We start from the raw sequence: 21,848 nt of genomic DNA on the forward strand, positions 1-21,848 counted from the left end.
GCGCCGAGTCAGCAGACATCGATGTTGAATGAACGACCGCATTCGCGAGCAAGCCCGCTCCCACAAGGGGATTTCGACGGGCACAAAAAAGCCGCTGCTCCCGAGGAAGCAGCGGCTTTTGCAAGAACCGCGTGAGGCTTAGTAGCCCAGTGCGAAGTTCTCTTCTTTCATGTCCATCAGGTTGTTGGCGCCCGACAGCATGGTTGCAACGTGAGTGCGGGTACGCGGCAGGATGCGCTGGAAGTAGAAACGCGCAGTCTGCAGCTTGGCGGTGTAGAACGCTTCTTCGGAGGTGCCGGCAGCCAGTTTCTCGGCAGCCAGACGCGCCATGTCAGCCCAGAAGTAAGCCAGGCAAGCGTAACCGGAGTACATCAGGTAGTCCACCGACGCCGCGCCGACTTCTTCGCGGTCTTTCATGGCTGCCATACCGACCTTCATGGTCAGCTCGCCCCACTCTTTGTTCAGCGCAGCCAATGGCTCGACGAACTCTTTGACTGCTTCGTTGCCTTCGTTGGTCTGGCAGAATTTGTGGACGATCTTGGTGAAGCCTTTGAGGGCCTCGCCTTGAGTCATCAGCACTTTGCGGCCCAGCAGGTCGAGTGCCTGGATGCCGGTGGTGCCTTCGTACAGCATCGAAATGCGGCTGTCGCGAACGTTCTGCTCCATGCCCCACTCGGCGATGAAGCCGTGGCCGCCGTAGATTTGCACGCCGTGGTTGGCGGATTCGAAACCGACTTCGGTCATGAAGGCTTTGGCGATTGGCGTCATGAAAGCCAGCAGTGCGTCGGCTTTCTTCTTCTCTTCTTCATCCACGCCGTACTTGACGATGTCGACTTGCTTGGCGGTGAAGTAAACCATCGCACGGTTGCCTTCGGCGAAGGCCTTCATGGTCAACAGCATGCGACGTACGTCAGGGTGAACGATGATCGGGTCAGCGGCTTTTTCCGGCGCTTTCGGGCCAGTCAGCGAGCGCATTTGCAGACGATCGCGAGCGTATTTCAGACCACCCTGGAAGCCGATCTCAGCGTGAGCCAGACCTTGCAGCGCGGTACCCAGACGTGCGGTGTTCATGAAGGTGAACATGCAGTTCAAGCCTTTGTTCGCCGGGCCGATCAGGAAACCGGTGGCCGCGTCGAAGTTCATTACGCAAGTGGCGTTACCGTGGATGCCCATTTTGTGTTCCAGGGAACCACAGGTCACCGCGTTACGCGCACCGATCGAACCGTCAGCGTTCGGCATGAACTTCGGAACGATGAACAGCGAAATGCCTTTGGTGCCAGCCGGTGCATCCGGCAGGCGTGCCAGCACGATGTGGACGATGTTGTCGGCCATGTCGTGTTCACCGGCCGAGATGAAGATCTTGGTGCCGGAGACTTTGTAGGAACCGTCGGCCTGAGGTTCGGCCTTGGTGCGCAGCATGCCCAGGTCGGTGCCGCAATGCGGTTCAGTCAGGCACATGGTGCCGGTCCATTCGCCGGAAACCAGTTTGGTCAGGTAAGCCTCTTGCTGCTCAGGCGTGCCGTGCTCGGAAATGGTGTTCATCGCGCCATGGGACAGGCCTGGGTACATGCCCCACGACCAGTTGGCTTCGCCAACCATTTCGCTGACCGCCAGGCCCAGCGACTCCGGCAGGCCCTGGCCGCCGTGTTCTACGTCGTGAGCCAGGCTTGGCCAGCCACCTTCGACGAATTGCTTATAGGCTTCTTTGAAGCCGGTCGGGGTTTTAACGCCGGACTCGCTCCAGGTGCAGCCTTCGGTGTCACCCACGCGGTTCAGCGGAGCCAGCACCTGCTCACAAAACTTGGCGCCTTCTTCGAGAATGGCGTCAACCATGTCTGGAGTTGCGTCTGCGCAAACCGGAAGGCTCGAATAATGCGCTTCGTAGCCGAGCAGTTCGTCACGAACGAAGCGAATATCACGCAAGGGGGCCTTGTAGTCAGGCATAGCGATAAACCTCTGCTGATGTAACCGGGAATGAACGACCGTGTTGATTTGTTGTGACGGTCAAACAGTTGTTTGAAACATACGTTTACGCCCAAATCTTGTCAAGCGCCGATCTTTTGCCGTTCGTCATCACGCGACAGGGAATGGCGGACACGCAGCCACACCACACCGTTGAGCGATCAACACGCTGTGCTGGAAAGATTAGTTGAGCGAGAAGGACTTACGCAGAAAAACGCCGCGAATAATCGCGGCGTTGAAATAGCGGATTCAGCGAGGGATCAGGCGAAGGTATCGATCAAAGTGCCGAGCATTTCATCGGATGCCTTCGCGACTTTGGCGCCCAGCTCCACCTGAAACTTGCCTTGGGACATCTCTACGATGTTGCTGGCCAGGTCCGATTGCTGACTGCGATCGACCGAACGCAGACGGTCGACCTGAATATCGGAAGACTGGCTGGTGACCGAACGCTCGATCGTATTGTTGGCAATCTGGCCGGCGGCCTGATCGACGCGGTTCTGGCCTGTCTGAATAGTGCTCAGACCGGCATAGAAAGCGGTATTACCTGAGATTTCCATAGGGGAACTCGTCCTTGCAAAGGATCAACAGCGGCCATTGAAACAGACGCATGAGCAAAACACCCGACAAAAACACTAATGGCACAGTGCCTTGTCATAGTCAAAACCCGCACTGACACTTCAGTCCAGCAGATCCAGTTGCAGATGCTCGGCCACCGCTTCAGCCGTCACCAACTTGAGTTTCGGCACCCGGCCCAGGCACGGCGCGGGAATTCGCTCGGCGAGAGTCGCAAGGTTTTCTTCCAGGCGCGACGTCTTTGGCTCGATGATATTGGCCACCCACCCCGCCAGTTGCAAACCGTCCAGGGCAATCGCCTCGGCCGTCAACAGTGCGTGATTGATGCAACCCAAGCGCACCCCCACCACCAGAATCACCGGCAGATCCAGTGCGATGGCCAGGTCCGACAGGTTGTCCTGATCCGCCAATGGCACGCGCCAGCCGCCGGCGCCTTCGATCAGGGTGAAATCCGCCTGCATATCGAGAATTTCCCGCATCGGCGTCAACAGCGATTGCACCGTCAGCGCCACACCGGCCTCCCGCGCCGCCAGGTGCGGAGCGATTGCCGGCTCGAACGCCACCGGGTTGACCTGTGCATAAGTCAGCGGCACCGAACACTCTGCCATCAACGCCAGTGCATCGGCGTTGCGCAAGCCCTTGGGCGTCACATCGCAACCCGAGGCCACCGGCTTTCCCGCCGCCGTGCTCAAGCCCGCTGACCGCGCGGCATGCAGCAGACCTGCGGCAACGGTCGTCTTGCCGACATCGGTGTCAGTACCGGTGATGAAATAGGCTGCGCTCATAAAGGTTTCTCCAAAACGGCGTAGACCACCTGATAAGTCGCCGGCAGGCCCTGTGCCTGACGAAACTGCTCGTAAGCCTCGATCAAGCCGAGAATCCGCGCCCTGCCGGTCAAACCGCCCGGCCGACCGGGGTTCAGGTTGTGCGCGCCCAGGGCCTTGAGTTCGTGAGTCAGGCTGCGTACATCCGGGTAATGCAACACATGAGGACGGGTTTGCAGACTCGCAACCTTCAGGCCACTGTCCGCACACAGCTGTTGATAAACCCCGAACTCTCGGAAGCGGTTGACGTGCACCAGGCCATCGACCTGACGCCAGCTGTCACGCAGCTCAATCAACGTGCCCACGCACAGACTAGCAAACGCGAAAATACCACCCGGTTTCAGCACTCGATGGGCCTCGCTGAGCACCGAGGCGAAGTCTGCGCACCACTGCACGGCAAGGCTGGAGAAAATCAGGTCGCAGGTCGAATCCTGCAACGGCAAACGTTCGGCATCGCCGGCGATGAAATGCGTAGCGCCGCCCAATGGCCGGGCGTGATTGAGCATGCCTTCGGCGATGTCCAGCGCCACACCGGTACCAGCAGGAAAACGCTCACTCAGCGCACGGCTGAAATGCCCGGTGCCACATCCCAGGTCCAGCCACCGACCGGGCACAAAGTTATCCGGCAAGCGGTTCAACAACTGGCTGCCAACGTCGCGTTGCAGTTCGGCCACGCTGTCATAGCTGGCCGCCGCGCGGGAAAAGGACGCCGCTACCTGACGTTTGTCCGGCAAGCCGCCGGGCAAGTTGGGAAGGGATAAATCAGTCATCACCGGACTCGTGCAAAAAGGCTTGAATCGCCCCCGCCACGCCGTGGGGGTCTTCCAGAAGAAACGCATGGCTGGCCTGTTCGATCAGACCGATTTCGACATCCGGCAGCAACGCCAGCAAGTCCCCCGCCGCTTCGGCCGGGACCAGCCCGTCGAGGCCGGCGAACAAATGCAATTGCGGGCCGCGGAAGGCTTGCAACGCCTCGCGGGTATCCAGTTGCGCGAGCAACTCCAGGCCACTCATCAGCACGGCTGCCGACGTATGTGGCGCGCCACCGAGTAGCAATCGAGACAACCCGCGCGGGTCTTCGGCGCCTTGGGCACAGAGCAGCGAAAAGCGTTTTAACGTCATGCGCGGGTCGGCGTCACAGCCGGCCAGAAACGCATCGAAAGTTTCGCCGGCCATCGCGCTCGGCCATTGTTCATGAGCGACAAAAGAAGGGTTGCTCGCCAGGGTCAGCAAACCGCAGCACCGATCGCCTCGGCGGGCTGCCAACTCGGACGCGAGCATGCCGCCCATGGACCAGCCACCGAGCCAGACATCCTGTGGCACGGTGGAATCCAGCTCATCCAGCCATTCTTGAAGATCGCTCGACTCCAGTTCCGGCAACGGCTCGATCTCGACCCGCAGGTGTTCATCCAGCCCCTGCAACGCTGCTGCCAAAGGCTCCAGCGGTGAAATCCCGAGGCCCCAGCCGGGCAGTAGAATCAAACGATCACGCATGGCTTGGCTCCGGTCCCAGTTGTTGAAAACAATCGGCGAGTCCATTTAACAATAGCTGCACCTGCGCCTCGCTGTGGGCGGCGGTCAGGGTCACACGCAGACGGGCGCTGCCGGCGGGCACGGTCGGTGGACGGATCGCGGTCACCATCAGGCCGCGCTCGCGCAGCATCTGTGACAAGCGAACCGCACGCCCGGCATCGCCGATCATGATCGGCTGGATCGGTGTGAAGCTGTCCATCAACTCCAGGCCGATTTGTTCGGCGCCTTGGCGGAACTGACGGATCAGCGTCTGCAGATGCTCACGTCGCCAATGTTCAGTGCGCAGCAACTCGAGGCTTTTCAGCGTTGCGCAGGCCAGCGCCGGTGGCTGGCTGGTGGTGTAGATGTAGGGGCGGGCGAACTGGATCAGGCTCTCGATCAACGCTTCGCTGCCCGCGACAAACGCCCCGGCAGTGCCGAAGGCCTTGCCGAGGGTGCCGACCAGCACCGGCACGTCTTCCTGACTCAAACCAAAATGCTCGACGATTCCGCCACCATGGGCGCCCAGCGGACCAAAGCCGTGGGCGTCATCGACCATCAACCACGCGCCTTTCGCCTTGGCTTCCCGGGCCAGCGCCGGCAGGTCGGCGATATCGCCGTCCATGCTGAACACGCCGTCGGTGACCACCAACGTATTGCCGGTGGCTTTCTCGAGGCGCTTGGCCAGGCTCGCAGCGTCGTTGTGCAGATAACGATTGAAGCGCGCACCGGACAACAGACCCGCATCCAGCAACGACGCGTGATTGAGCCGGTCTTCCAGCACCGTATCGCCCTGTCCTACCAATGCAGTGACTGCCCCGAGATTGGCCATGTAACCGGTAGTGAACAACAGCGCACGCGGGCGCCCGGTCAGGTCGGCCAGGGCTTCTTCCAGGGCGTGGTGCGGGCTGCTGTGGCCAATGACCAGATGCGAAGCCCCGCCACCGACGCCCCAGCGGGTCGCCCCGGCGCGCCAGGCTTCGATCACTTGCGGGTGATTCGCCAAGCCCAGATAGTCGTTGTTGCAGAACGCCAGTAACGGCTGGCCATCGACCACCACTTCCGGCCCTTGAGGGCTTTCGAGCAGGGGACGCTGGCGGTAAAGGTTTTCGGCACGACGGGCAGCAAGGCGTGCGGCGAGATCGAAAGACATGCAGGCCTCGGACAGTCAGATCACATAACTCAAGGTGGACACAATCCATGTGGGAGCGGGCTTGATCGCGAAAGCAGTCTGCCATTCAACATCTGTGTTGAAGGTTAAGCCGCCTTCGCGAGCATGCCCGCTCCCACACTGGATTTGTGTCGGATCAGATTGCAGCGTTGTAGAACTGCTCGCTGCTCTTCTGCTCCACCAGCGCCTGCTCGATGGCCGCCTGATGCACTTCGTCGGCGTGCTCTTCGCGCGCTTCCGGGAGGATGCCCAGGCGTGAGAACAGTTGCATGTCCTTGTCGGCCTGCGGGTTGGCGGTGGTCAGCAATTTGTCGCCGTAGAAAATCGAGTTGGCGCCGGCGAAGAAGGCCAGGGCCTGCATCTGCTCGTTCATCGCCTCGCGGCCGGCGGACAGGCGCACATGGGATTGCGGCATCAGGATGCGTGCGACGGCGAGCATGCGGATGAAATCGAACGGGTCGATGTCATCGGCATTTTCCAGCGGCGTACCGGCGACTTTCACCAGCATGTTGATCGGTACCGACTCTGGATGCTCCGGCAGGTTGGCCAGCTGGATCAGCAGATTGGCACGGTCGTCGAGGGACTCGCCCATGCCGAGGATGCCGCCGGAGCAGATCTTCATCCCCGACTCACGTACGTACGCCAGGGTTTGCAGGCGTTCACTGTACGTGCGGGTGGTGATGATGCTGCCGTAGAACTCGGGCGAGGTGTCGAGGTTGTGGTTGTAGTAGTCGAGGCCGGCCTGAGCCAGCGCTTCGGTCTGGTCCTGGTCCAGGCGCCCGAGGGTCATGCAGGTTTCCAGGCCCATGGCTTTCACGCCTTTGACCATTTCCAGCACGTAAGGCATGTCCTTGGCCGACGGATGTTTCCACGCCGCGCCCATGCAGAAACGGGTCGAACCGATGGCCTTGGCGCGAGCGGCCTCTTCGAGGACCTTCTGCACTTCCATCAGCTTTTCTTTTTCCAGGCCGGTGTTGTAGTGACCGGACTGCGGACAATATTTGCAATCTTCCGGGCAGGCGCCGGTCTTGATCGACAGGAGCGTCGACACCTGGACCCGGTTGGCGTCGAAATGCGCGCGGTGCACCGTCTGCGCCTGGAACAACAGGTCATTGAATGGCTGAACGAAGAGTGCTTTGACTTCGGCCAAAGACCAGTCATGACGCAGGGTTGCAGTGGTGCTGGCGCTCATGGGCGTTTCCTTTGTTTTATGCTGGGCAAGCGGCTGCAGGATGGAATACCCACAGGCGCGACACGGATGTTCGGCATATTTAAGGAAGAGCGATGCGCTGTCAACCACAATACGAAGGACCGGTTTACATCTGGTTAAAAAACAAACAATCATGTTTGCTCTGCACAGAGCCCGCCGACGGCACTGTGCCCATTTGCACCGCCTGCGAAACCGAGTTGCCATGGCTGGGCGATCACTGCCAGACCTGCGCGCTGCCTTTGCCCTCGGCGGGCCTGACCTGCGGCCAATGTTTGAAGCACCCGCCGGCCTTTGAGCGGGTCGCCGCGCCCTGGACCTACAGTTTTCCGCTGGACACGCTGATCACCCGTTTCAAGCACAGCGCGAAGTGGCCGTTTGGCCACCTGCTCGCCGAACTTCTCGCGCAGTCCCTGCAACATCGCTTCGAAGAAGACCTGAACCGACCCGACGCGCTGGTCCCGGTGCCCTTGGCTGCCAAACGTCTACGCCAACGAGGTTTCAACCAGGCCGCGATGCTCGCCCGTTGGCTGAGCGCCAGCCTCGACATTCCTTGCGACGAACGGCTGCTCCTGCGAATTCAGGACACCAGCGCCCAACAGGACCTGAATGCCGACGCGCGCAAAAAGAACCTGCGTAACGCCTTTGCGCTGACGCCCGATGCAACCGTCAAAGGACGACATCTGGCGCTGGTGGATGACGTGCTGACCACCGGCGCCACCGCACAAGCACTCGCCCGCCTGCTAATGGAAGCCGGCGCCACGCAAGTCGACGTCTATTGCCTGGCCCGCACCCCCAAACCCGGCGATACGACCTGACTTGACTCCCGCGTCCCGAGCCGCCAACGTCCTTTCCATTGCCACAGCCCAAAGCGTCTTGCCATGTCCTTGCCTACCTTGTTGTCCCAGCACATTGTCCGTCGCCCGCAGCGCATCGCCCTGCTGCAACACATCGCCGAGCAAGGTTCGATCACCCGCGCCGCGAAAAGCGCCGGCCTGAGCTACAAAGCGGCGTGGGATGCCATCGATGAGCTGAACAACCTCGCGCAAAAACCGCTGGTGGAGCGCAGTGTCGGCGGCAAGGGCGGCGGTGGCGCCAAACTGTCCAGCGAAGGCGAGCGCGTGTTGCGCCTTTATCAAAAGCTGCAAGCCTTGCAGGCCCAGGTGCTGGAAGCCGCCGAAGATGCCAGTGACCTCGACCTGCTAGGCCGGCTGATGCTCAGAACCAGCGCGCGCAATCAACTGCATGGCAAGGTCGCAGCGATCGAAAGCCAGGGGCGCAACGACCTGATTCGTCTTGAACTGGCAGAAGGCTTGGCCATCGATGCGCAGATCACCCACGACAGCACCCTGCGTTTGGAGCTGGAAACCGGCACCGAAGTGGTCGCCCTGATCAAGGCTGGATGGCTGGAGTTACTGGGCATCGAGCAAGCAGCAGCCCCCGGCAACAATTGCCTGAAGGGCCTTGTCGAAGAAATTCTCGACGCCGAAGACGGCCCCAGCGAAGTGCGCATCAGTCTGCCCAATGGCCAGACGTTGTGCGCGTTGGCCGAGCCGTTGCACTTGCGAGCCCTCGGTCTGGCCGTAGACAAACCGGTGCAGGTGCAGTTCGCGCCGTCCAACATCCTGATCGGCACGCCGCTTTAAACCGGGCTGCAACAAAACCTTCATCGACCATCATTAAGGTGACTGCAAAAACCCGCAGGGAGCCTGATGTGAGCTTATTAGAAGACAACCAATCCACCGACCTCGAAAAGATGGTCGGCCTCAGCCGTCGCGGCTTCATCAGCGCCGGCGCCCTGTGTGGTGCTGCGATGTTCCTCGGCGGCAACCTGCTGAGTCGCAGCGTGCTGGCCGCCAGTGTCAGCGCTGGCTCCAGCAAACTGTTGGGTTTTGACAGTATTCCCGCCGCCACCAGCGACGGCATCAGCCTGCCTCGGGGCTACAAATCGTCGGTACTGATCAGTTGGGGCCAGCCGTTGCAAAAGAATGGCCCGGCGTTCGATCCGAGCGGTAACGGCACAGCCGAGCAACAAGAAGTCCAGTTCGGCGACAACAACGACGGCATGAGCCTGTTCGAGTTTCCCGGTGAAAAAGACCGGGCGCTGATGGCGATCAACAACGAGTACACCAACTATCGCTACCTCTACCCCCACGGCGGCATGCCGCAGTCGGCGGAGGACGTGCGCAAGGCGCTGGCCTGCGAAGGTGTGTCGGTAATCGAAGTGCAACACAAGAACGGTCAGTGGCAATTCGTCCAGGGCTCGCGCTACAACCGGCGCATACACGGCAACGCACCGATCAGCCTGAGCGGCCCGGCCGCTGGCCACGAGCTGGTGAAAACCAGCGCCGACCCACTGGGCAAAAACGTCCTCGGCACCTTCCAGAACTGCGCCAACGGCATGACGCCGTGGGGCACGTATCTGACCTGCGAAGAGAACTTCACCGATTGCTTCGGCAGCAGCAATCCAGAGCAAAAATTCGACGCTGCGCAGAAACGCTACGGCGTGGTGACGGCCAGCAAAGAGATCAACTGGCATCAACATGACCCGCGTTTCGACCTGGCGAAAAACCCCAACGAACTCAACCGTCACGGTTGGGTGGTGGAAATCGATCCGTTCGACCCGCAGTCGACCCCGGTCAAACGCACGGCACTGGGCCGTTTCAAACACGAAAACGCCGCACTGGCTGAAACCAGCGACGGTCATGCCGTGGTGTACATGGGCGACGACGAGCGCGGCGAGTTCATCTACAAGTTCGTCAGCCGCGACAAGATCAACCACCAAAATCCCAAGGCCAATCGCGACCTGCTGGACCACGGCACCTTATACGTGGCGCGTTTCGATGCGGGCGACGGCAATGCCGATCACCCCAAAGGCCAGGGCGAATGGATCGAGCTGACCCACGGCAAAAACGGCATCGACGCCAGCAGCGGTTTTGCCAGTCAGGCCGAAGTGCTGATTCACGTGCGTCTCGCCGCCAGCGTGGTGAAGGCAACTCGCATGGACCGTCCGGAATGGATCGTCGTCAGCCCCAAGGATGGCCAGGTCTATTGCACGCTGACCAACAACGCCAAACGCGGCGAAGACGGTCAACCGGTGGGCGGACCTAACCCGCGCGAAAAAAACCTCTACGGGCAAATCCTGCGCTGGCGTACCGACCGCGACGATCACGGCTCGAATACTTTTGCCTGGGACCTGTTTGTGGTCGCCGGCAACCCGGGCGTGCATGCCGGCACGCCGAAGAGCGGTTCGTCGAACATCACGCCACAGAACATGTTCAACAGCCCGGATGGCTTGGGGTTCGACAAGGCCGGACGGTTGTGGATTCTTACCGACGGCGATTCGAGCAATGCCGGGGATTTCGCCGGCATGGGCAACAACCAGATGCTCTGCGCCGACCCGGTCACCGGGGAGATCCGGCGCTTCATGGTGGGACCGGTGGGTTGCGAGGTCACGGGGATCAGCTTCTCGCCGGATCAAAAAACCTTGTTCGTCGGGATTCAGCATCCGGGTGAGAACGGTGGATCAACGTTTCCCGAGCACCTGGCCAATGGCAAGCCGCGGTCTTCGGTAATGGCGATTTCGCGCGAAGACGGCGGGATCGTGGGCGCCTGATCCGGCCTCTTCGCGAGCAAGCCCGCTCCCACATTCGACCGCATTCTTTCTGGGAGAACTCGGTTAAATGTGGGAGCGGGCTTGCTCGCGAAGGCGTCAGCCCAAACTACACTCATCTCAAGCCCACCCCCTAAAACCTCCCCGTCTGCGCTACCATGCTTGGCCGGACGCGGCAGCCTGCTGCGCGCAGGAGTCAGCATGGCCCACCCGTTTGCAACCCTCACCCCAGACCTCGTGCTCGATGCCGTCGAAAGCATCGGCTTTCTCAGCGACGCGCGCATTCTGGCGCTCAACAGCTACGAGAACCGCGTCTATCAGGTCGGCATCGAAGACTCCGAGCCGCTGATCGCCAAGTTCTATCGTCCGCAGCGCTGGACCAACGAAGCGATTCTCGAAGAGCACCAGTTCACCTTCGAACTCGCTGAGTGCGATGTGCCGGTCGTCGCGCCGATGATCCACAACGGTTCAAGCCTGCACGAACACAACGGTTTCCGTTTCACCCTGTTCCCTCGCCGTGGCGGCCGTGCGCCGGAGCCGGGCAATCTCGATCAACTGTATCGACTGGGGCAATTGCTGGGTCGCCTGCATGCGGTTGGCGCGACAAAACCGTTCGAGCACCGCGAAGCGCTGGGTGTGAAGAACTTTGGTCACGACTCGCTGACGACCGTGCTTGAGGGCAATTTCGTACCGCGCAGCCTGCTGCCGGCCTACGAGTCCGTGGCCCGCGACCTGCTCAAGCGTGTGGAAGAGGTTTACAAAGCCACGCCGCACCAGAACATTCGCATGCACGGCGATTGCCACCCCGGCAACATGATGTGCCGCGACGAGATGTTCCATATCGTCGACCTTGACGACTGTCGCATGGGTCCGGCGGTGCAGGACATCTGGATGATGCTCGCCGGTGATCGTCAGGAATGTCTCGGCCAGTTGTCGGAATTGATGGACGGCTACAACGAGTTCCACGACTTCGACCCTAGGGAATTGGCGCTGATCGAACCCCTGCGGGCATTGCGCCTGATGCATTACAGCGCCTGGCTCGCCCGCCGCTGGGACGACCCGGCGTTCCCGCGCAGTTTCCCGTGGTTTGGCACGGAGCGGTACTGGGGGGATCAGGTGTTGGCGTTGCGGGAACAACTGGCCGCACTCAACGAAGAACCACTGAAAATTTTCTGATTCACCACGACACCAAAAGCCCTCCCAATCCCCTGTGGGAGCGGGCTTGCTCGCGAAGGCGGTCTGTCAGCTGACATCTCTATTGGCTGACACGACCCCTTCGCGAGCAAGCCCGCTCCCACAAAGGTTCACAGCACACCGAGGCAAATCTCCTTACAATCCCTTCTTTGTTAGCTGCCTAAGCAAGGATTCTGCATGCAAGCCGCCAACCCGCGTCGCGGGTACATTCTGGGCCTGAGTGCCTACATCATCTGGGGATTATTCCCGCTCTACTTCAAAGCCATCGCCAGTGTGCCCGCCGTGGAAATCATCATCCACCGGGTCCTCTGGTCGGCGCTGTTCGGTGCCTTGTTGCTGATGGTCTGGAAACATCCGGGCTGGTGGCGTGAATTGCGGGAGAACCCGCAACGGCTGGCGATCCTGGCGTTGAGTGGCACGCTGATCGCGGCCAACTGGCTGACCTACGTCTGGTCGGTGAACAACGGGCGCATGCTGGAAGCCAGCCTCGGTTATTACATCAATCCGCTGGTGAACGTACTGCTGGGCATGCTGATCCTCGGCGAGCGGTTGCGGCGCATGCAATGGATCGCGGTGGGTCTGGCAGCGGTCGGCGTGGCGCAACAGGTCTGGCAAGTTGGCAGTCTGCCGTGGGTATCGTTAGTGCTGGCGCTGACCTTCGGCTTCTACGGTCTGATCCGCAAGCAGGCGCCGGTCAAAGCGCTGCCGGGGCTCGTGGTGGAAACATGGATGCTGGTGCCGATAGCCGTCGCCTGGTTGCTGTTCAATCCATCCGCGAGCAGCGCCCAGGCCGAGTTCTGGACGACATCCGAAGCCTGGTGGCTGGTAGCCGCCGGTCCGGTGACGCTGGTGCCGCTGGTGTGTTTCAACGCCGCAGCAAGGCATTTGCCCTACACGACATTGGGATTTCTCCAATACTTGGCGCCGACGCTGGTGTTACTGCAAGCGGTTCTACTGTTTGGTGAACACCTGTCGTCCAGCACCCTGGTGGCGTTCATCTTTATCTGGGCCGGCCTGGCGGTTTACAGCGTCGATGCGTGGATAAGTCTTCGCCGCCGCAGGTGATCAAAAAACGAACAGACGACTGCAGGCCACGTTTTTCGTGGCCTGCATCGATCCTTCCCAAGGTTATCCACAGCGTGATCCCCGCCGTTTGTGCGCAACTTGTTGAAACTGCTGGTTTTTTGATCAAGTCTTGAAGAGCCCCGGTTGGCTTGGCCTGGCGGGCTGTCTCTACAGGTTATCCACAGGCAGGTGCACGTATAACTTGGATAACCTTTTCAAGGTTCACTGCGCAGCACCAATTCCACCATCAGATCGTCCGCCAGGGTTTCCAGGCGTGATTGCAGTACGTCCAGGGACAGCGTCAGCGGCACCGCGAGAATGGCTTCGGCGTGGAACAACGGCTCGCTGCTCATCGGCGCCGGACGCACTTCGGTCACCAATCGTTCCAGGTTGACTCCCTGCTCACTCAGCAGGCGCGTGATATCGCGCACGATCCCCGGGCGATCATTGCCCACCAGTTCCATGGCAATCGGCTTCCAGGTGCAGGATTGCTCGATGCCGCTTTCAGCGATCAATACCCGAATGCCGTGGGCGGACAATGCTTGTAGGGCATCGACCAATTCGTCGTAGGCCTCGGCCGGCACGCCCACCCGAAGAATCCCGGCGAATTGTCCGGCCATGCGCGACATGCGGCTCTCGAGCCAGTTGCCGCCGTGCTCGGCAATGCACTGGGCGATGCGCTCGACCTGCCCAGGCTTGTCTGGAGCGAATACCGTGAGTACGAGGTGGTCCATGGCGCAGCCCTCTGATCATGACTTTTGTTATAGAAGACCAAGTATAGGCAAGGGTTGATTCTGCGTTGCCAGGTCTGACGCCTTCGCGAGCAAGCCCGCTCCTACAGGAACTGCGTATGTCCATGTGGGAGCGTGCTTGCTCGCGAATGAAGGCACCCGCCGATCTAGCGGGAAGAACAAATCGTGTACAAGTTTTTATATTTAACTGGAACAATCCAATAGTTTTTTGAGAACATCCCGTGCCCCGACGTGACTGCAATGCGTCATGGGGTCGCAGAACGACGTAATTAGTCTAATTTTCACAACCGCAACTCATCATGTAGTATGCCGCAGCGCGCACTACATAACGTTGGATCGATGTCTGCCACAGGCACAGTCGCAACCCTGAAAGCCCCGTCAGCAAGGCCCCAAGCCGTTGATTGGACCAAACCCAGCCGCCCGCAATGGCATGTACTGGTAGACGGGTTTGTGGTTTAAATGGCCAGAGGCTTCATTGTCAAAATTGAAGAGCTGAAAAGCGAAATAGCTGAGCAGAGTGAGGCAAGCAATGACTGAACACGTTCAAGTCGGTGGCCTGCAGGTCGCCAAAGTCCTGTTCGACTTCGTGAACAACGAAGCCATTCCCGGTACCGGCCTCACCGCCGATAAGTTCTGGGCCGGTGCCGACAAGGTCATTCATGACCTGGCGCCGAAGAACAAAGCCCTACTCGCCAAACGCGATGATTTCCAGGCTCGTATCGATGGCTGGCACCAAGCACGTGCCGGTCAGGCGCACGACGCCGTGGCTTATAAAGCCTTCTTGCAAGACATCGGTTATCTGCTGCCAGAAGCGGCCGATTTCCAGGCAACGACGCAAAACGTCGATGACGAAATCGCCCGCATGGCCGGTCCACAACTTGTTGTGCCGGTAATGAACGCTCGATTTGCGCTCAATGCTTCGAACGCCCGCTGGGGTTCGCTGTACGACGCGCTCTACGGCACCGACGCCATCAGCGAAGCCGACGGCGCGGAAAAAGGCAAAGGCTACAACAAGGTTCGCGGCGACAAGGTCATCGCCTTCGCCCGCGCCTTCCTCGACGAAGCGGCGCCATTGGCGGCCGGCTCCCACGTCGATTCCACCGGTTACAAAATCGCTGACGGCAAACTGGTGGTCGCTCTTAAAGGCGGCAGCAACACCGGTCTGCGCAACGATGCCCAGCTGATCGGTTTCCACGGCGATGCCGCGGCACCGACCGCGATCCTGCTGAAAAACAACGGTCTGCACTTCGAAATCCAGGTCGATGCCAACACTCCGGTCGGCCAGACCGATGCAGCCGGCGTCAAAGACATCCTGATGGAAGCCGCGCTGACCACCATCATGGACTGCGAAGACTCCGTCGCCGCCGTCGATGCCGATGACAAAGTGGTGATCTACCGCAACTGGCTCGGCCTGATGAAGGGCGATCTGTCGGAAGAAGTCTCCAAGGGCGGTCAGACCTTTACCCGCACCATGAACGCCGACCGCACCTACACCGCCCTCGACGGCAGTGAATTGAGCCTGCACGGTCGCTCGCTGTTGTTCGTGCGTAACGTCGGTCACCTGATGACCATCGACGCGATCCTCGATAAAGACGGCAACGAAGTGCCGGAAGGCATTCTTGATGGCCTGGTGACCTGCCTCGCCGCCATCCACAGCCTTAACGGCAACAATTCGCGCAAGAACAGCCGCACTGGCTCGGTCTATATCGTGAAGCCGAAAATGCACGGCCCGGAAGAAGCGGCGTTCACCAACGAGCTGTTCGGTCGCGTCGAAGACGTACTGGGCCTGCCGCGCAATACCCTGAAAGTCGGGATCATGGACGAGGAGCGCCGTACCACGGTCAACCTCAAGGCCTGCATCAAGGCCGCCAGCGAGCGTGTGGTGTTCATCAACACCGGTTTCCTCGACCGCACGGGCGATGAAATCCACACCTCCATGGAAGCCGGCCCGATGGTGCGCAAGGCGGACATGAAGGCTGAAAAATGGATCGGCGCCTACGAGAACTGGAACGTCGACATCGGTTTGAGCACCGGCCTGCAAGGTCGCGCCCAGATCGGTAAAGGCATGTGGGCCATGCCCGACTTGATGGCCGCGATGCTGGAACAGAAAATCGCTCACCCGCTGGCCGGTGCCAACACTGCCTGGGTTCCATCGCCGACCGCGGCTGCGCTGCACGCGTTGCACTACCACAAGGTCGACGTGTACGCCCGTCAGGCCGAACTGGCCAAACGTGCGCGTGCTTCGGTGGACGACATCCTGACCATCCCGCTGGCTGTGAACCCGGAGTGGACCGCAGAGCAGATCAAGAACGAACTGGACAACAACGCCCAGGGCATTCTCGGTTATGTCGTGCGCTGGATCGACCAGGGCGTAGGTTGTTCGAAAGTGCCGGACATCAACGACATCGGCCTGATGGAAGACCGTGCGACGCTGCGGATTTCCAGCCAGCACATCGCCAACTGGCTGCGTCACGGCATCGTCACTGAAGATCAGGTCATGGAAAGCCTCAAGCGCATGGCGCCGGTGGTTGACCGCCAGAACGCCAATGACCCGCTGTACCGCCCACTGGCACCGGACTTCGACAGCAACATCGCCTTCCAGGCGGCGGTCGAATTGGTGGTCGAAGGCACCAAACAGCCGAACGGTTATACCGAGCCGGTTCTGCACCGTCGTCGTCGCGAGTTCAAGGCTGCCAATGGCCTGTAACTGAGCGCTGACGCCGGACAAAAAAAGGCCCTGATCGAAAGATCAGGGCCTTTTTCGTTTGGGATGGGGCGCTATAAATTTATGCCCAGCTCATGTTTGACCAAACCCAGCAATATCTCGGTGTCGATAGGCTTGAGCAGAAAATCCACCACACTCAAATGCATCGCCTCGATGGCGTCTTTCACATCGGCGTCGCCGGAGACGATGATGATCGGCAAAGCCGCCCGAACCGACTCACGTACCTTACGGATTAGATCCAGGCCATCGACATTGCCCATGCGTAAGTCGGTGATCACCAGACCGATTGAAGGCTTTTTCAGTTCCTCTGTGTCAACCAACATCTTGAGAGCAGTTTCGCCACTTGCAGCGGTCATACACCGAATGCCATCAAGCTCCAGAATCTGCGACAGCAGCTCACGTGCATCTTTATCGTCATCGACGATCAGCACCCGCTGCGGCGGCAGATCAGGTTCGAGCATGACGGCACTCAGCGCCTCGCGCTCTGCGTCACTCAAAATATCGTGGTCGGACATGGCTTACTCTACGTTTCATTCAATCGTCTGGCTCATTCGTCAGACAGCGCCAGTAGGACCTTCAATGTGCACTTCGTCGGAAAGTTTTCCTATAGCCAATGTAGGAGGTTTTTCTGATAGTTGCGTCAGACATTTCCTAACTTCCGACAGCTACACGTCCTACCTAGACTTACGTCCAATGGGCACCCTGCGCTCAGGGGCCGACCATGGTTGAGTCATCCGACAACAACAATTGAAAAAAGACTGCGGTAATGGTTATGAGTAAAGCGGACGCCTTCACACAGGCAGGGAAAACCGCGGTGTTGCAGAACATCCAGGGCACGTTGCAATTCCTTCAGCGCTTCCCGCCCTTCAATCAGATGGAACACGCTCACCTGGCGTACCTGGTCGAGCAATGTCAGCTGCGTTTTTATGCCCCCGACGAGAGCATCATCAAACCCGCCGACGGCCCGGTTGAGCATTTCTATATCGTCAAACAAGGTCGCGTGGTGGGTGAACGCCCCCACACCGCCAAGGGTGGCACCGAAACCACCTTCGAAATCACCACCGGCGAGTGTTTTCCCCTTGCCGCATTGCTGGGCGAGCGCGCGACGCGCACCGAGCACCTGGCGGCCGAAGACACCTTTTGCCTACAGCTGAACAAGCTGGCGTTCATCAAACTGTTCGCGCTTTCCAACGCGTTTCGCGACTTTGCCCTACGCGGGGTGAGCAGTTTGCTGGATCAGGTTAATCAGCAAGTTCAGCAAAAAGCCGTGGAAACCCTCGGCACCCAGTACTCACTCAACACCCGGCTGGGCGAATTGGCCATGCGCCATCCGGTGACCTGCAGCCCGCTCACGCCCCTGCGCGAAGCCGTGACCCTGATGCATGAGCAGCAGGTCGGCAGCATCGTGGTGGTCGATGAACAGAAAGCCCCGCTGGGAATCTTCACCTTGCGCGACTTGCGCCACGTGGTGGCCGACGGCATCGGTGATTTCACTGAAGCCATCGAGCGGCACATGACCCACGCACCGTTTTTCCTGTCGCCGGACCACAGCGCCTTCGATGCGGCGATTGCCATGACCGAGCGGCATATCGCCCACGTCTGCCTGGTCAAGGATCATCGTCTGTGCGGTGTGGTTTCCGAACGCGACCTGTTTTCCCTGCAACGGGTCGATCTGGTGCACCTGGCGCGGACCATCCGCAGCGCCCAGCGTGTGGAAAACCTGGTGGCCCTGCGCGGCGAGATAGGCCAATTAGTAGAGCGCATGCTGGCCCACGGCGCATCTTCGACCCAGATCACGCACATCATTACCCTGCTCAACGATCACACCGTGAGCCGGGTGATCGAACTGACCCTCGCCGAAAAAGGCGACCCCGGCATTGCGTTCAGTTGGCTGTGCTTCGGCAGCGAAGGCCGCCGCGAGCAGACGCTGCACACCGATCAGGACAACGGCATTCTGTTTGAAGCCCGGGACGCGGCCCACGCCGCCGAGATTCGCGGCAAGCTGTTGCCCATCGCCCAGCAGATCAATCAGAGCCTGGCGCTCTGCGGCTTCACCCTGTGCAAGGGCAACATCATGGCCGGCAACCCCGAGCTGTGTTTGTCCCGGGCCGAATGGGCGCGACGTTTTTCGGCGTTTATCCGCGAGGCCACGCCGGAGAACCTGCTGGGGTCGAGTATCTATTTCGACTTGCGCGTGGTCTGGGGTGATGAACAGGGCTGCGAGCAGTTGCGCCAAGGGATTCTCGATCAGGTGAACGACAATCGGCTGTTCCAGCGAATGATGGCCGAGAACGCGCTGCGCAACCGCCCGCCCGTAGGACGTTTCCGTGACTTCGTGTTGGCGCGCAAAAATGGCGAGAAAGCGACGCTGGACCTGAAAATCCAGGGGCTCACGCCGTTTGTCGACGCGGCCCGGTTGCTGGCGCTGGCCCACGGGATCGAGGCAAACAACACGCTGGAGCGCTTCCGCCAACTGGTGGACCACGAGGTGATCGAACGGCTGGACGGCGCGGCGTACGAAGAGGCCTATCACTTCATCCAGCAAACCCGCATGCAGCAACATCAGCTACAGACGCGCGAGAATTTGCCCTACTCCAACCGGGTCGATCCGGACAGCCTCAATCACCTTGATCGACGGATCCTGCGTGAATCCTTGCGCCAAGCTCAGCGCCTGCAAAGCAGCCTGGCCCTGAGGTATCAACTATGAGTCTGTTTTCATGGTTGCGACCCGCAGGCCCGCCACTGTCCGGCGATCATCTGCAACGTCTGGAACGCCTCCCCACGGCTGTCGCGCTGAGCGAATGCAGCCTGCGTGAGCAGCGTTGGGTGGTGCTTGACCTGGAAACCACCGGGCTGAACCTGAACAAGGACCGGGTGCTGTCCATCGGCGCGGTGGTGATCGAGGACGGCGCGATCGACTTCAGCCAGCAGTTCGAACGCACCTTGCAGTGCTCTGAACTCAAACTCGGCCCCAGCGTGCTGATTCATGGCCTGGGCCCCAGTGCAATTGCCGCCGGCAGCGACCCGGCTCAGGCCTTGCTCGAATTCATGGAGTTTGTCGGCGACAGTCCTGTGCTGGCGTTTCATGCGCCGTTCGATCAGCACATGCTCGGCCGCGCCTTGAAGGATCATCTGAGCTACAAGTTGCAGCATCCGTTTCTGGATGTGGCGGACATCGCACCGCTGCTGTGCCCTCAGGCGCACATTCGCGAGGCCGGGCTGGATGAATGGATCGACTGGTTCAAGCTTGAAGTCTTCGAGCGCCACAATGCCAGTGCCGATGCGCTGGCCACGGCGGAGCTGGCACTGATCCTGTTCAGCCGGGCGCAGAAGCAGCAGATTCATAGCCCGTTGAATCTGCAACAGCGGTTGAATCAGTGGAAACGCAGACAGCGCGCGCCCTCGTTTTAAGCTTTACGGCGCCTGTTCTGGCGCCTTCGCGGGCAAGCCACGCTCCCACAGGTTTCGCCAATTTCGTGAACGATACAAACCCTGTGGGAGCGTGGCTTGCCCGTGAAGAACGATGACGCGGTCTGACTGAACGCACGCCATCGAATCACCCGACCAGTGGCCAATTGCTTACCTCCCCCGCCTCTGCCACAATCGCGAACAATTCTCGTTAGTTAACACTTCCCAATCGGTGATGCTGCGTGTCGTCAGTCCAAAGCCCCCAGAGTGAGCTTGTTGGTGCGTTGTATCGCGACCATCGCGGCTGGCTTTTGACCTGGCTTCGACGCAATGTCGCCTGCCCGCAACGGGCCGAAGACCTGAGCCAGGACACCTTCGTGCGGTTGCTGGGTCGTGACGGGCTAAAGGAACCTCGTGAACCGCGGGCGTTTCTGGTGGCAATCGCCAAGGGTCTGCTGTTCGATTATTTCCGCCGCGCTGCGCTGGAACAGGCCTACCTCACCGAACTGATGCTGATCCCCGTTGACGAACAACCGTCGGTGGAAGAACAGCAACTGATTCTCGAAGACCTGAAAAATATCGACCGCCTGCTCGGCAAACTGTCGAGCAAGGCCCGGGCAGCATTTCTCTACAACCGTCTCGACGGCCTCGGCCACGCGGAAATCGCCGAACGTCTGGGGGTGTCGGTGCCGCGGGTGCGTCAGTACCTGGCCCAAGGCATTCGTCAGTGTTACATCGCGCTGTACGGTGAGCCAGTATGAGCCCGGTCAGTTCCAAACCAGTGTCGGCGCACGTGCTGGACGCCGCGATTGCCTGGCAATTGTCCCTGGATTCCGGCAACCCGGTGGAGCGCGAAGAGTTCGCCAAATGGCACGCGGCCCACGAAGAACATGCGCGCGCCTGGCGCCAGTTGGGCATGCTCGACCAGCGTTTCAGCGTCGCCAACGGCCCGGCCCGCACCGCCCTGCTGCAATCGCGGGAAAGTATTCGCCGGCGCGTGCGCAAACTGGGCAGCGGTCTAGCCAGCGTCGTCGCGGTCATCGGGTTGGCACTGTTCGCCGGTGATCGTTATCTGCCGATCGACTATTGGCTGGCGGACCAGCGCACTGCCACCGGCGAACAGCGCACCCTGCGCCTGAGCGATGGCACGCTGGTCAACCTCAACACTCACAGTGCCGTGGACGTGCGCTTCGATGAGAAACAGCGGCTGATCATTCTTCAGGAAGGGGAAATCCTCGTCGAAACCGGTCATGGCGATGCCCGGCCTTTTATCGTCGAGACTCGCGAAGGCAGCATGCGCGCGCTGGGCACGCGGTTCCTGGTCAAGCGTGAAGAAGAAGGCACGCGTTTGAGCGTGTTGAAATCGGCAGTGGCGGCGCATCCGCAGTCGAGCCCGGAAGAACAGATTCTGCGCGAAGGCCAGCAAGTGCTGATGCGCAACAACGGCCTCGGGCCCATCGTCGCGCTCAATCTCGGCGCCGATGCCTGGACACGCGGCATGCTGGTGGTGGACAACGCACGGCTGGAAGATCTGATACACGAACTCGGCCGCTATCGCCGCGGACATTTGGGCGTTTCGCCAGAGATCGCCGACCTGCGGATTACCGGCAGCTTCCCGCTGCATGACACCGACCTGGCCCTGAATGCCCTGCTGCCGACCCTGCCGGTACAGATTGAACAGCGCACGCCGTGGTGGGTGACGGTGGCGGCGAAGACCGAAGGCAAGCCCTGATATTTCTGTGTCTGAGCCGACGCCATCGCGGGCAAGCCACGCTCCCACAGGTTTTGAGTCGAACGGTAATTTGTGAACGACAAAAAACCTGTGGGAGCGTGGCTTGCCCG

19 protein-coding genes are annotated in these 21,848 nt (G+C 60.3%); 10 read left to right on the forward strand and 9 right to left on the reverse strand.

What is annotated here, in order from left to right:
* Nucleotides 1-138: 138 nt before the first annotated feature.
* The 7 genes from ACA055_RS27525 to bioB all read right to left on the reverse strand — a co-directional run bounded on the left by ACA055_RS27525 (nt 139) and on the right by bioB (nt 7,234).
* Nucleotides 139-1,944 carry a phenylacyl-CoA dehydrogenase gene (locus tag ACA055_RS27525; protein ID WP_497681405.1) on the reverse strand — a complete coding sequence of 602 codons (1,806 nt, stop codon included), beginning with the start codon at nt 1,942-1,944 and terminating at the stop codon, nt 139-141.
* A gap of 278 nt (nt 1,945-2,222) precedes the next feature.
* Complete coding sequence (locus ACA055_RS27530; protein ID WP_497681406.1) at nt 2,223-2,519, reverse strand: pyrroloquinoline quinone biosynthesis protein PqqE; 297 nt, start codon at nt 2,517-2,519, stop codon at nt 2,223-2,225.
* Nucleotides 2,520-2,639: 120 nt separating this feature from the next.
* A complete protein-coding gene (bioD, locus tag ACA055_RS27535; RefSeq protein WP_497681407.1) occupies nt 2,640-3,320 on the reverse strand; it encodes a dethiobiotin synthase in 681 nt (226 codons plus the stop codon).
* A complete protein-coding gene (gene bioC, locus ACA055_RS27540; RefSeq protein WP_497681408.1) occupies nt 3,317-4,129 on the reverse strand; it encodes a malonyl-ACP O-methyltransferase BioC in 813 nt (270 codons plus the stop codon). Before bioC ends, bioD begins: the two co-directional genes overlap by 4 nt.
* The gene (locus ACA055_RS27545; RefSeq protein ID WP_497681409.1) at nt 4,122-4,853 is read right to left on the reverse strand and encodes an alpha/beta fold hydrolase; all 732 of its coding nucleotides are present in this window, start codon (nt 4,851-4,853) and stop codon (nt 4,122-4,124) included. The genes bioC and ACA055_RS27545 overlap by 8 nt, the downstream gene beginning before the upstream one ends.
* Nucleotides 4,846-6,024: an 8-amino-7-oxononanoate synthase gene (gene bioF / locus ACA055_RS27550; RefSeq protein WP_497681410.1), complete on the reverse strand. Its 1,179-nt coding sequence runs from the start codon at nt 6,022-6,024 to the stop codon at nt 4,846-4,848. The genes ACA055_RS27545 and bioF overlap by 8 nt, the downstream gene beginning before the upstream one ends.
* Before the next feature lie 154 nt (nt 6,025-6,178).
* Nucleotides 6,179-7,234 carry a biotin synthase BioB gene (bioB, locus tag ACA055_RS27555; RefSeq protein WP_497681411.1) on the reverse strand — a complete coding sequence of 352 codons (1,056 nt, stop codon included), beginning with the start codon at nt 7,232-7,234 and terminating at the stop codon, nt 6,179-6,181.
* 92 nt (nt 7,235-7,326) lie between these two features.
* On the opposite strand from bioB, the gene ACA055_RS27560 reads away from it, so the two are divergent.
* From ACA055_RS27560 to rarD, 5 genes are all read left to right on the forward strand, one after another.
* Nucleotides 7,327-8,067, forward strand: coding sequence for a ComFC family protein (locus ACA055_RS27560; protein WP_497681412.1), 741 nt, complete (start codon nt 7,327-7,329; stop codon nt 8,065-8,067).
* A 63-nt stretch (nt 8,068-8,130) separates the two neighbouring features.
* Nucleotides 8,131-8,895 (forward strand): TOBE domain-containing protein, encoded by a 765-nt coding sequence (locus ACA055_RS27565; RefSeq protein ID WP_497681413.1) that lies wholly within the window; start codon nt 8,131-8,133, stop codon nt 8,893-8,895.
* Between the two features lie 68 nt (nt 8,896-8,963).
* Nucleotides 8,964-10,865, forward strand: a complete 1,902-nt coding sequence (locus tag ACA055_RS27570; RefSeq protein WP_497681414.1) for a PhoX family protein — start codon at nt 8,964-8,966, stop codon at nt 10,863-10,865.
* 198 nt (nt 10,866-11,063) lie between these two features.
* On the forward strand, nt 11,064-12,038 hold the full coding sequence (locus ACA055_RS27575; protein ID WP_497681415.1) for a serine/threonine protein kinase: 975 nt from the start codon (nt 11,064-11,066) through the stop codon (nt 12,036-12,038).
* A gap of 195 nt (nt 12,039-12,233) precedes the next feature.
* Nucleotides 12,234-13,121: an EamA family transporter RarD gene (gene rarD, locus ACA055_RS27580; protein WP_497681416.1), complete on the forward strand. Its 888-nt coding sequence runs from the start codon at nt 12,234-12,236 to the stop codon at nt 13,119-13,121.
* 215 nt (nt 13,122-13,336) lie between these two features.
* Here the strand turns inward: rarD and ACA055_RS27585 are convergent, their stop codons facing one another.
* Nucleotides 13,337-13,855, reverse strand: coding sequence for a glycine cleavage system transcriptional repressor (locus ACA055_RS27585; RefSeq protein WP_007947710.1), 519 nt, complete (start codon nt 13,853-13,855; stop codon nt 13,337-13,339).
* Between the two features lie 547 nt (nt 13,856-14,402).
* Here ACA055_RS27585 and ACA055_RS27590 point away from each other — a divergent pair.
* Nucleotides 14,403-16,580 carry a malate synthase G gene (locus tag ACA055_RS27590; RefSeq protein ID WP_497681417.1) on the forward strand — a complete coding sequence of 726 codons (2,178 nt, stop codon included), beginning with the start codon at nt 14,403-14,405 and terminating at the stop codon, nt 16,578-16,580.
* Between the two features lie 71 nt (nt 16,581-16,651).
* Here ACA055_RS27590 and ACA055_RS27595 read toward each other — a convergent pair whose 3' ends face one another.
* Nucleotides 16,652-17,113, reverse strand: coding sequence for a response regulator (locus tag ACA055_RS27595; protein WP_497681418.1), 462 nt, complete (start codon nt 17,111-17,113; stop codon nt 16,652-16,654).
* A 251-nt stretch (nt 17,114-17,364) separates the two neighbouring features.
* Between ACA055_RS27595 and ACA055_RS27600 the strand changes: the two genes are divergently transcribed.
* The 4 genes from ACA055_RS27600 to ACA055_RS27615 all read left to right on the forward strand — a co-directional run bounded on the left by ACA055_RS27600 (nt 17,365) and on the right by ACA055_RS27615 (nt 21,738).
* Nucleotides 17,365-19,305 carry a putative nucleotidyltransferase substrate binding domain-containing protein gene (locus tag ACA055_RS27600; RefSeq protein ID WP_497681419.1) on the forward strand — a complete coding sequence of 647 codons (1,941 nt, stop codon included), beginning with the start codon at nt 17,365-17,367 and terminating at the stop codon, nt 19,303-19,305.
* Nucleotides 19,302-20,009, forward strand: a complete 708-nt coding sequence (locus ACA055_RS27605) for a 3'-5' exonuclease (protein WP_497681420.1) — start codon at nt 19,302-19,304, stop codon at nt 20,007-20,009. Before ACA055_RS27600 ends, ACA055_RS27605 begins: the two co-directional genes overlap by 4 nt.
* 239 nt (nt 20,010-20,248) lie before the next feature.
* Entirely contained in the window at nt 20,249-20,767 is a 519-nt protein-coding gene (locus tag ACA055_RS27610) for an RNA polymerase sigma factor (RefSeq protein ID WP_497681421.1), read from the forward strand.
* Nucleotides 20,764-21,738 carry a FecR domain-containing protein gene (locus tag ACA055_RS27615; RefSeq protein ID WP_497681422.1) on the forward strand — a complete coding sequence of 325 codons (975 nt, stop codon included), beginning with the start codon at nt 20,764-20,766 and terminating at the stop codon, nt 21,736-21,738. The genes ACA055_RS27610 and ACA055_RS27615 overlap by 4 nt, the downstream gene beginning before the upstream one ends.
* Nucleotides 21,739-21,848 lie beyond the last annotated feature (110 nt).

Source organism: Pseudomonas sp. LBUM1657 (assembly GCF_059716075.1).

What these genes read in the sequence shown, in the direction of transcription:
- ACA055_RS27525 (WP_497681405.1), bottom strand. Translation starts at nt 1,944, where the DNA reads ATGCCTGACTACAAGGCCCCCTTGCGTGATATTCGCTTCGTTCGTGAC.
- ACA055_RS27530 (WP_497681406.1), bottom strand. Translation starts at nt 2,519, where the DNA reads ATGGAAATCTCAGGTAATACCGCTTTCTATGCCGGTCTGAGCACTATT.
- bioD (WP_497681407.1), bottom strand. Translation starts at nt 3,320, where the DNA reads ATGAGCGCAGCCTATTTCATCACCGGTACTGACACCGATGTCGGCAAG.
- bioC (WP_497681408.1), bottom strand. Translation starts at nt 4,129, where the DNA reads ATGACTGATTTATCCCTTCCCAACTTGCCCGGCGGCTTGCCGGACAAA.
- ACA055_RS27545 (WP_497681409.1), bottom strand. Translation starts at nt 4,853, where the DNA reads ATGCGTGATCGTTTGATTCTACTGCCCGGCTGGGGCCTCGGGATTTCA.
- bioF (WP_497681410.1), bottom strand. Translation starts at nt 6,024, where the DNA reads ATGTCTTTCGATCTCGCCGCACGCCTTGCTGCCCGTCGTGCCGAAAAC.
- bioB (WP_497681411.1), bottom strand. Translation starts at nt 7,234, where the DNA reads ATGAGCGCCAGCACCACTGCAACCCTGCGTCATGACTGGTCTTTGGCC.
- ACA055_RS27560 (WP_497681412.1), top strand. Translation starts at nt 7,327, where the DNA reads ATGCGCTGTCAACCACAATACGAAGGACCGGTTTACATCTGGTTAAAA.
- ACA055_RS27565 (WP_497681413.1), top strand. Translation starts at nt 8,131, where the DNA reads ATGTCCTTGCCTACCTTGTTGTCCCAGCACATTGTCCGTCGCCCGCAG.
- ACA055_RS27575 (WP_497681415.1), top strand. Translation starts at nt 11,064, where the DNA reads ATGGCCCACCCGTTTGCAACCCTCACCCCAGACCTCGTGCTCGATGCC.
- rarD (WP_497681416.1), top strand. Translation starts at nt 12,234, where the DNA reads ATGCAAGCCGCCAACCCGCGTCGCGGGTACATTCTGGGCCTGAGTGCC.
- ACA055_RS27585 (WP_007947710.1), bottom strand. Translation starts at nt 13,855, where the DNA reads ATGGACCACCTCGTACTCACGGTATTCGCTCCAGACAAGCCTGGGCAG.
- ACA055_RS27590 (WP_497681417.1), top strand. Translation starts at nt 14,403, where the DNA reads ATGACTGAACACGTTCAAGTCGGTGGCCTGCAGGTCGCCAAAGTCCTG.
- ACA055_RS27595 (WP_497681418.1), bottom strand. Translation starts at nt 17,113, where the DNA reads ATGTCCGACCACGATATTTTGAGTGACGCAGAGCGCGAGGCGCTGAGT.
- ACA055_RS27600 (WP_497681419.1), top strand. Translation starts at nt 17,365, where the DNA reads ATGGTTATGAGTAAAGCGGACGCCTTCACACAGGCAGGGAAAACCGCG.
- ACA055_RS27605 (WP_497681420.1), top strand. Translation starts at nt 19,302, where the DNA reads ATGAGTCTGTTTTCATGGTTGCGACCCGCAGGCCCGCCACTGTCCGGC.
- ACA055_RS27615 (WP_497681422.1), top strand. Translation starts at nt 20,764, where the DNA reads ATGAGCCCGGTCAGTTCCAAACCAGTGTCGGCGCACGTGCTGGACGCC.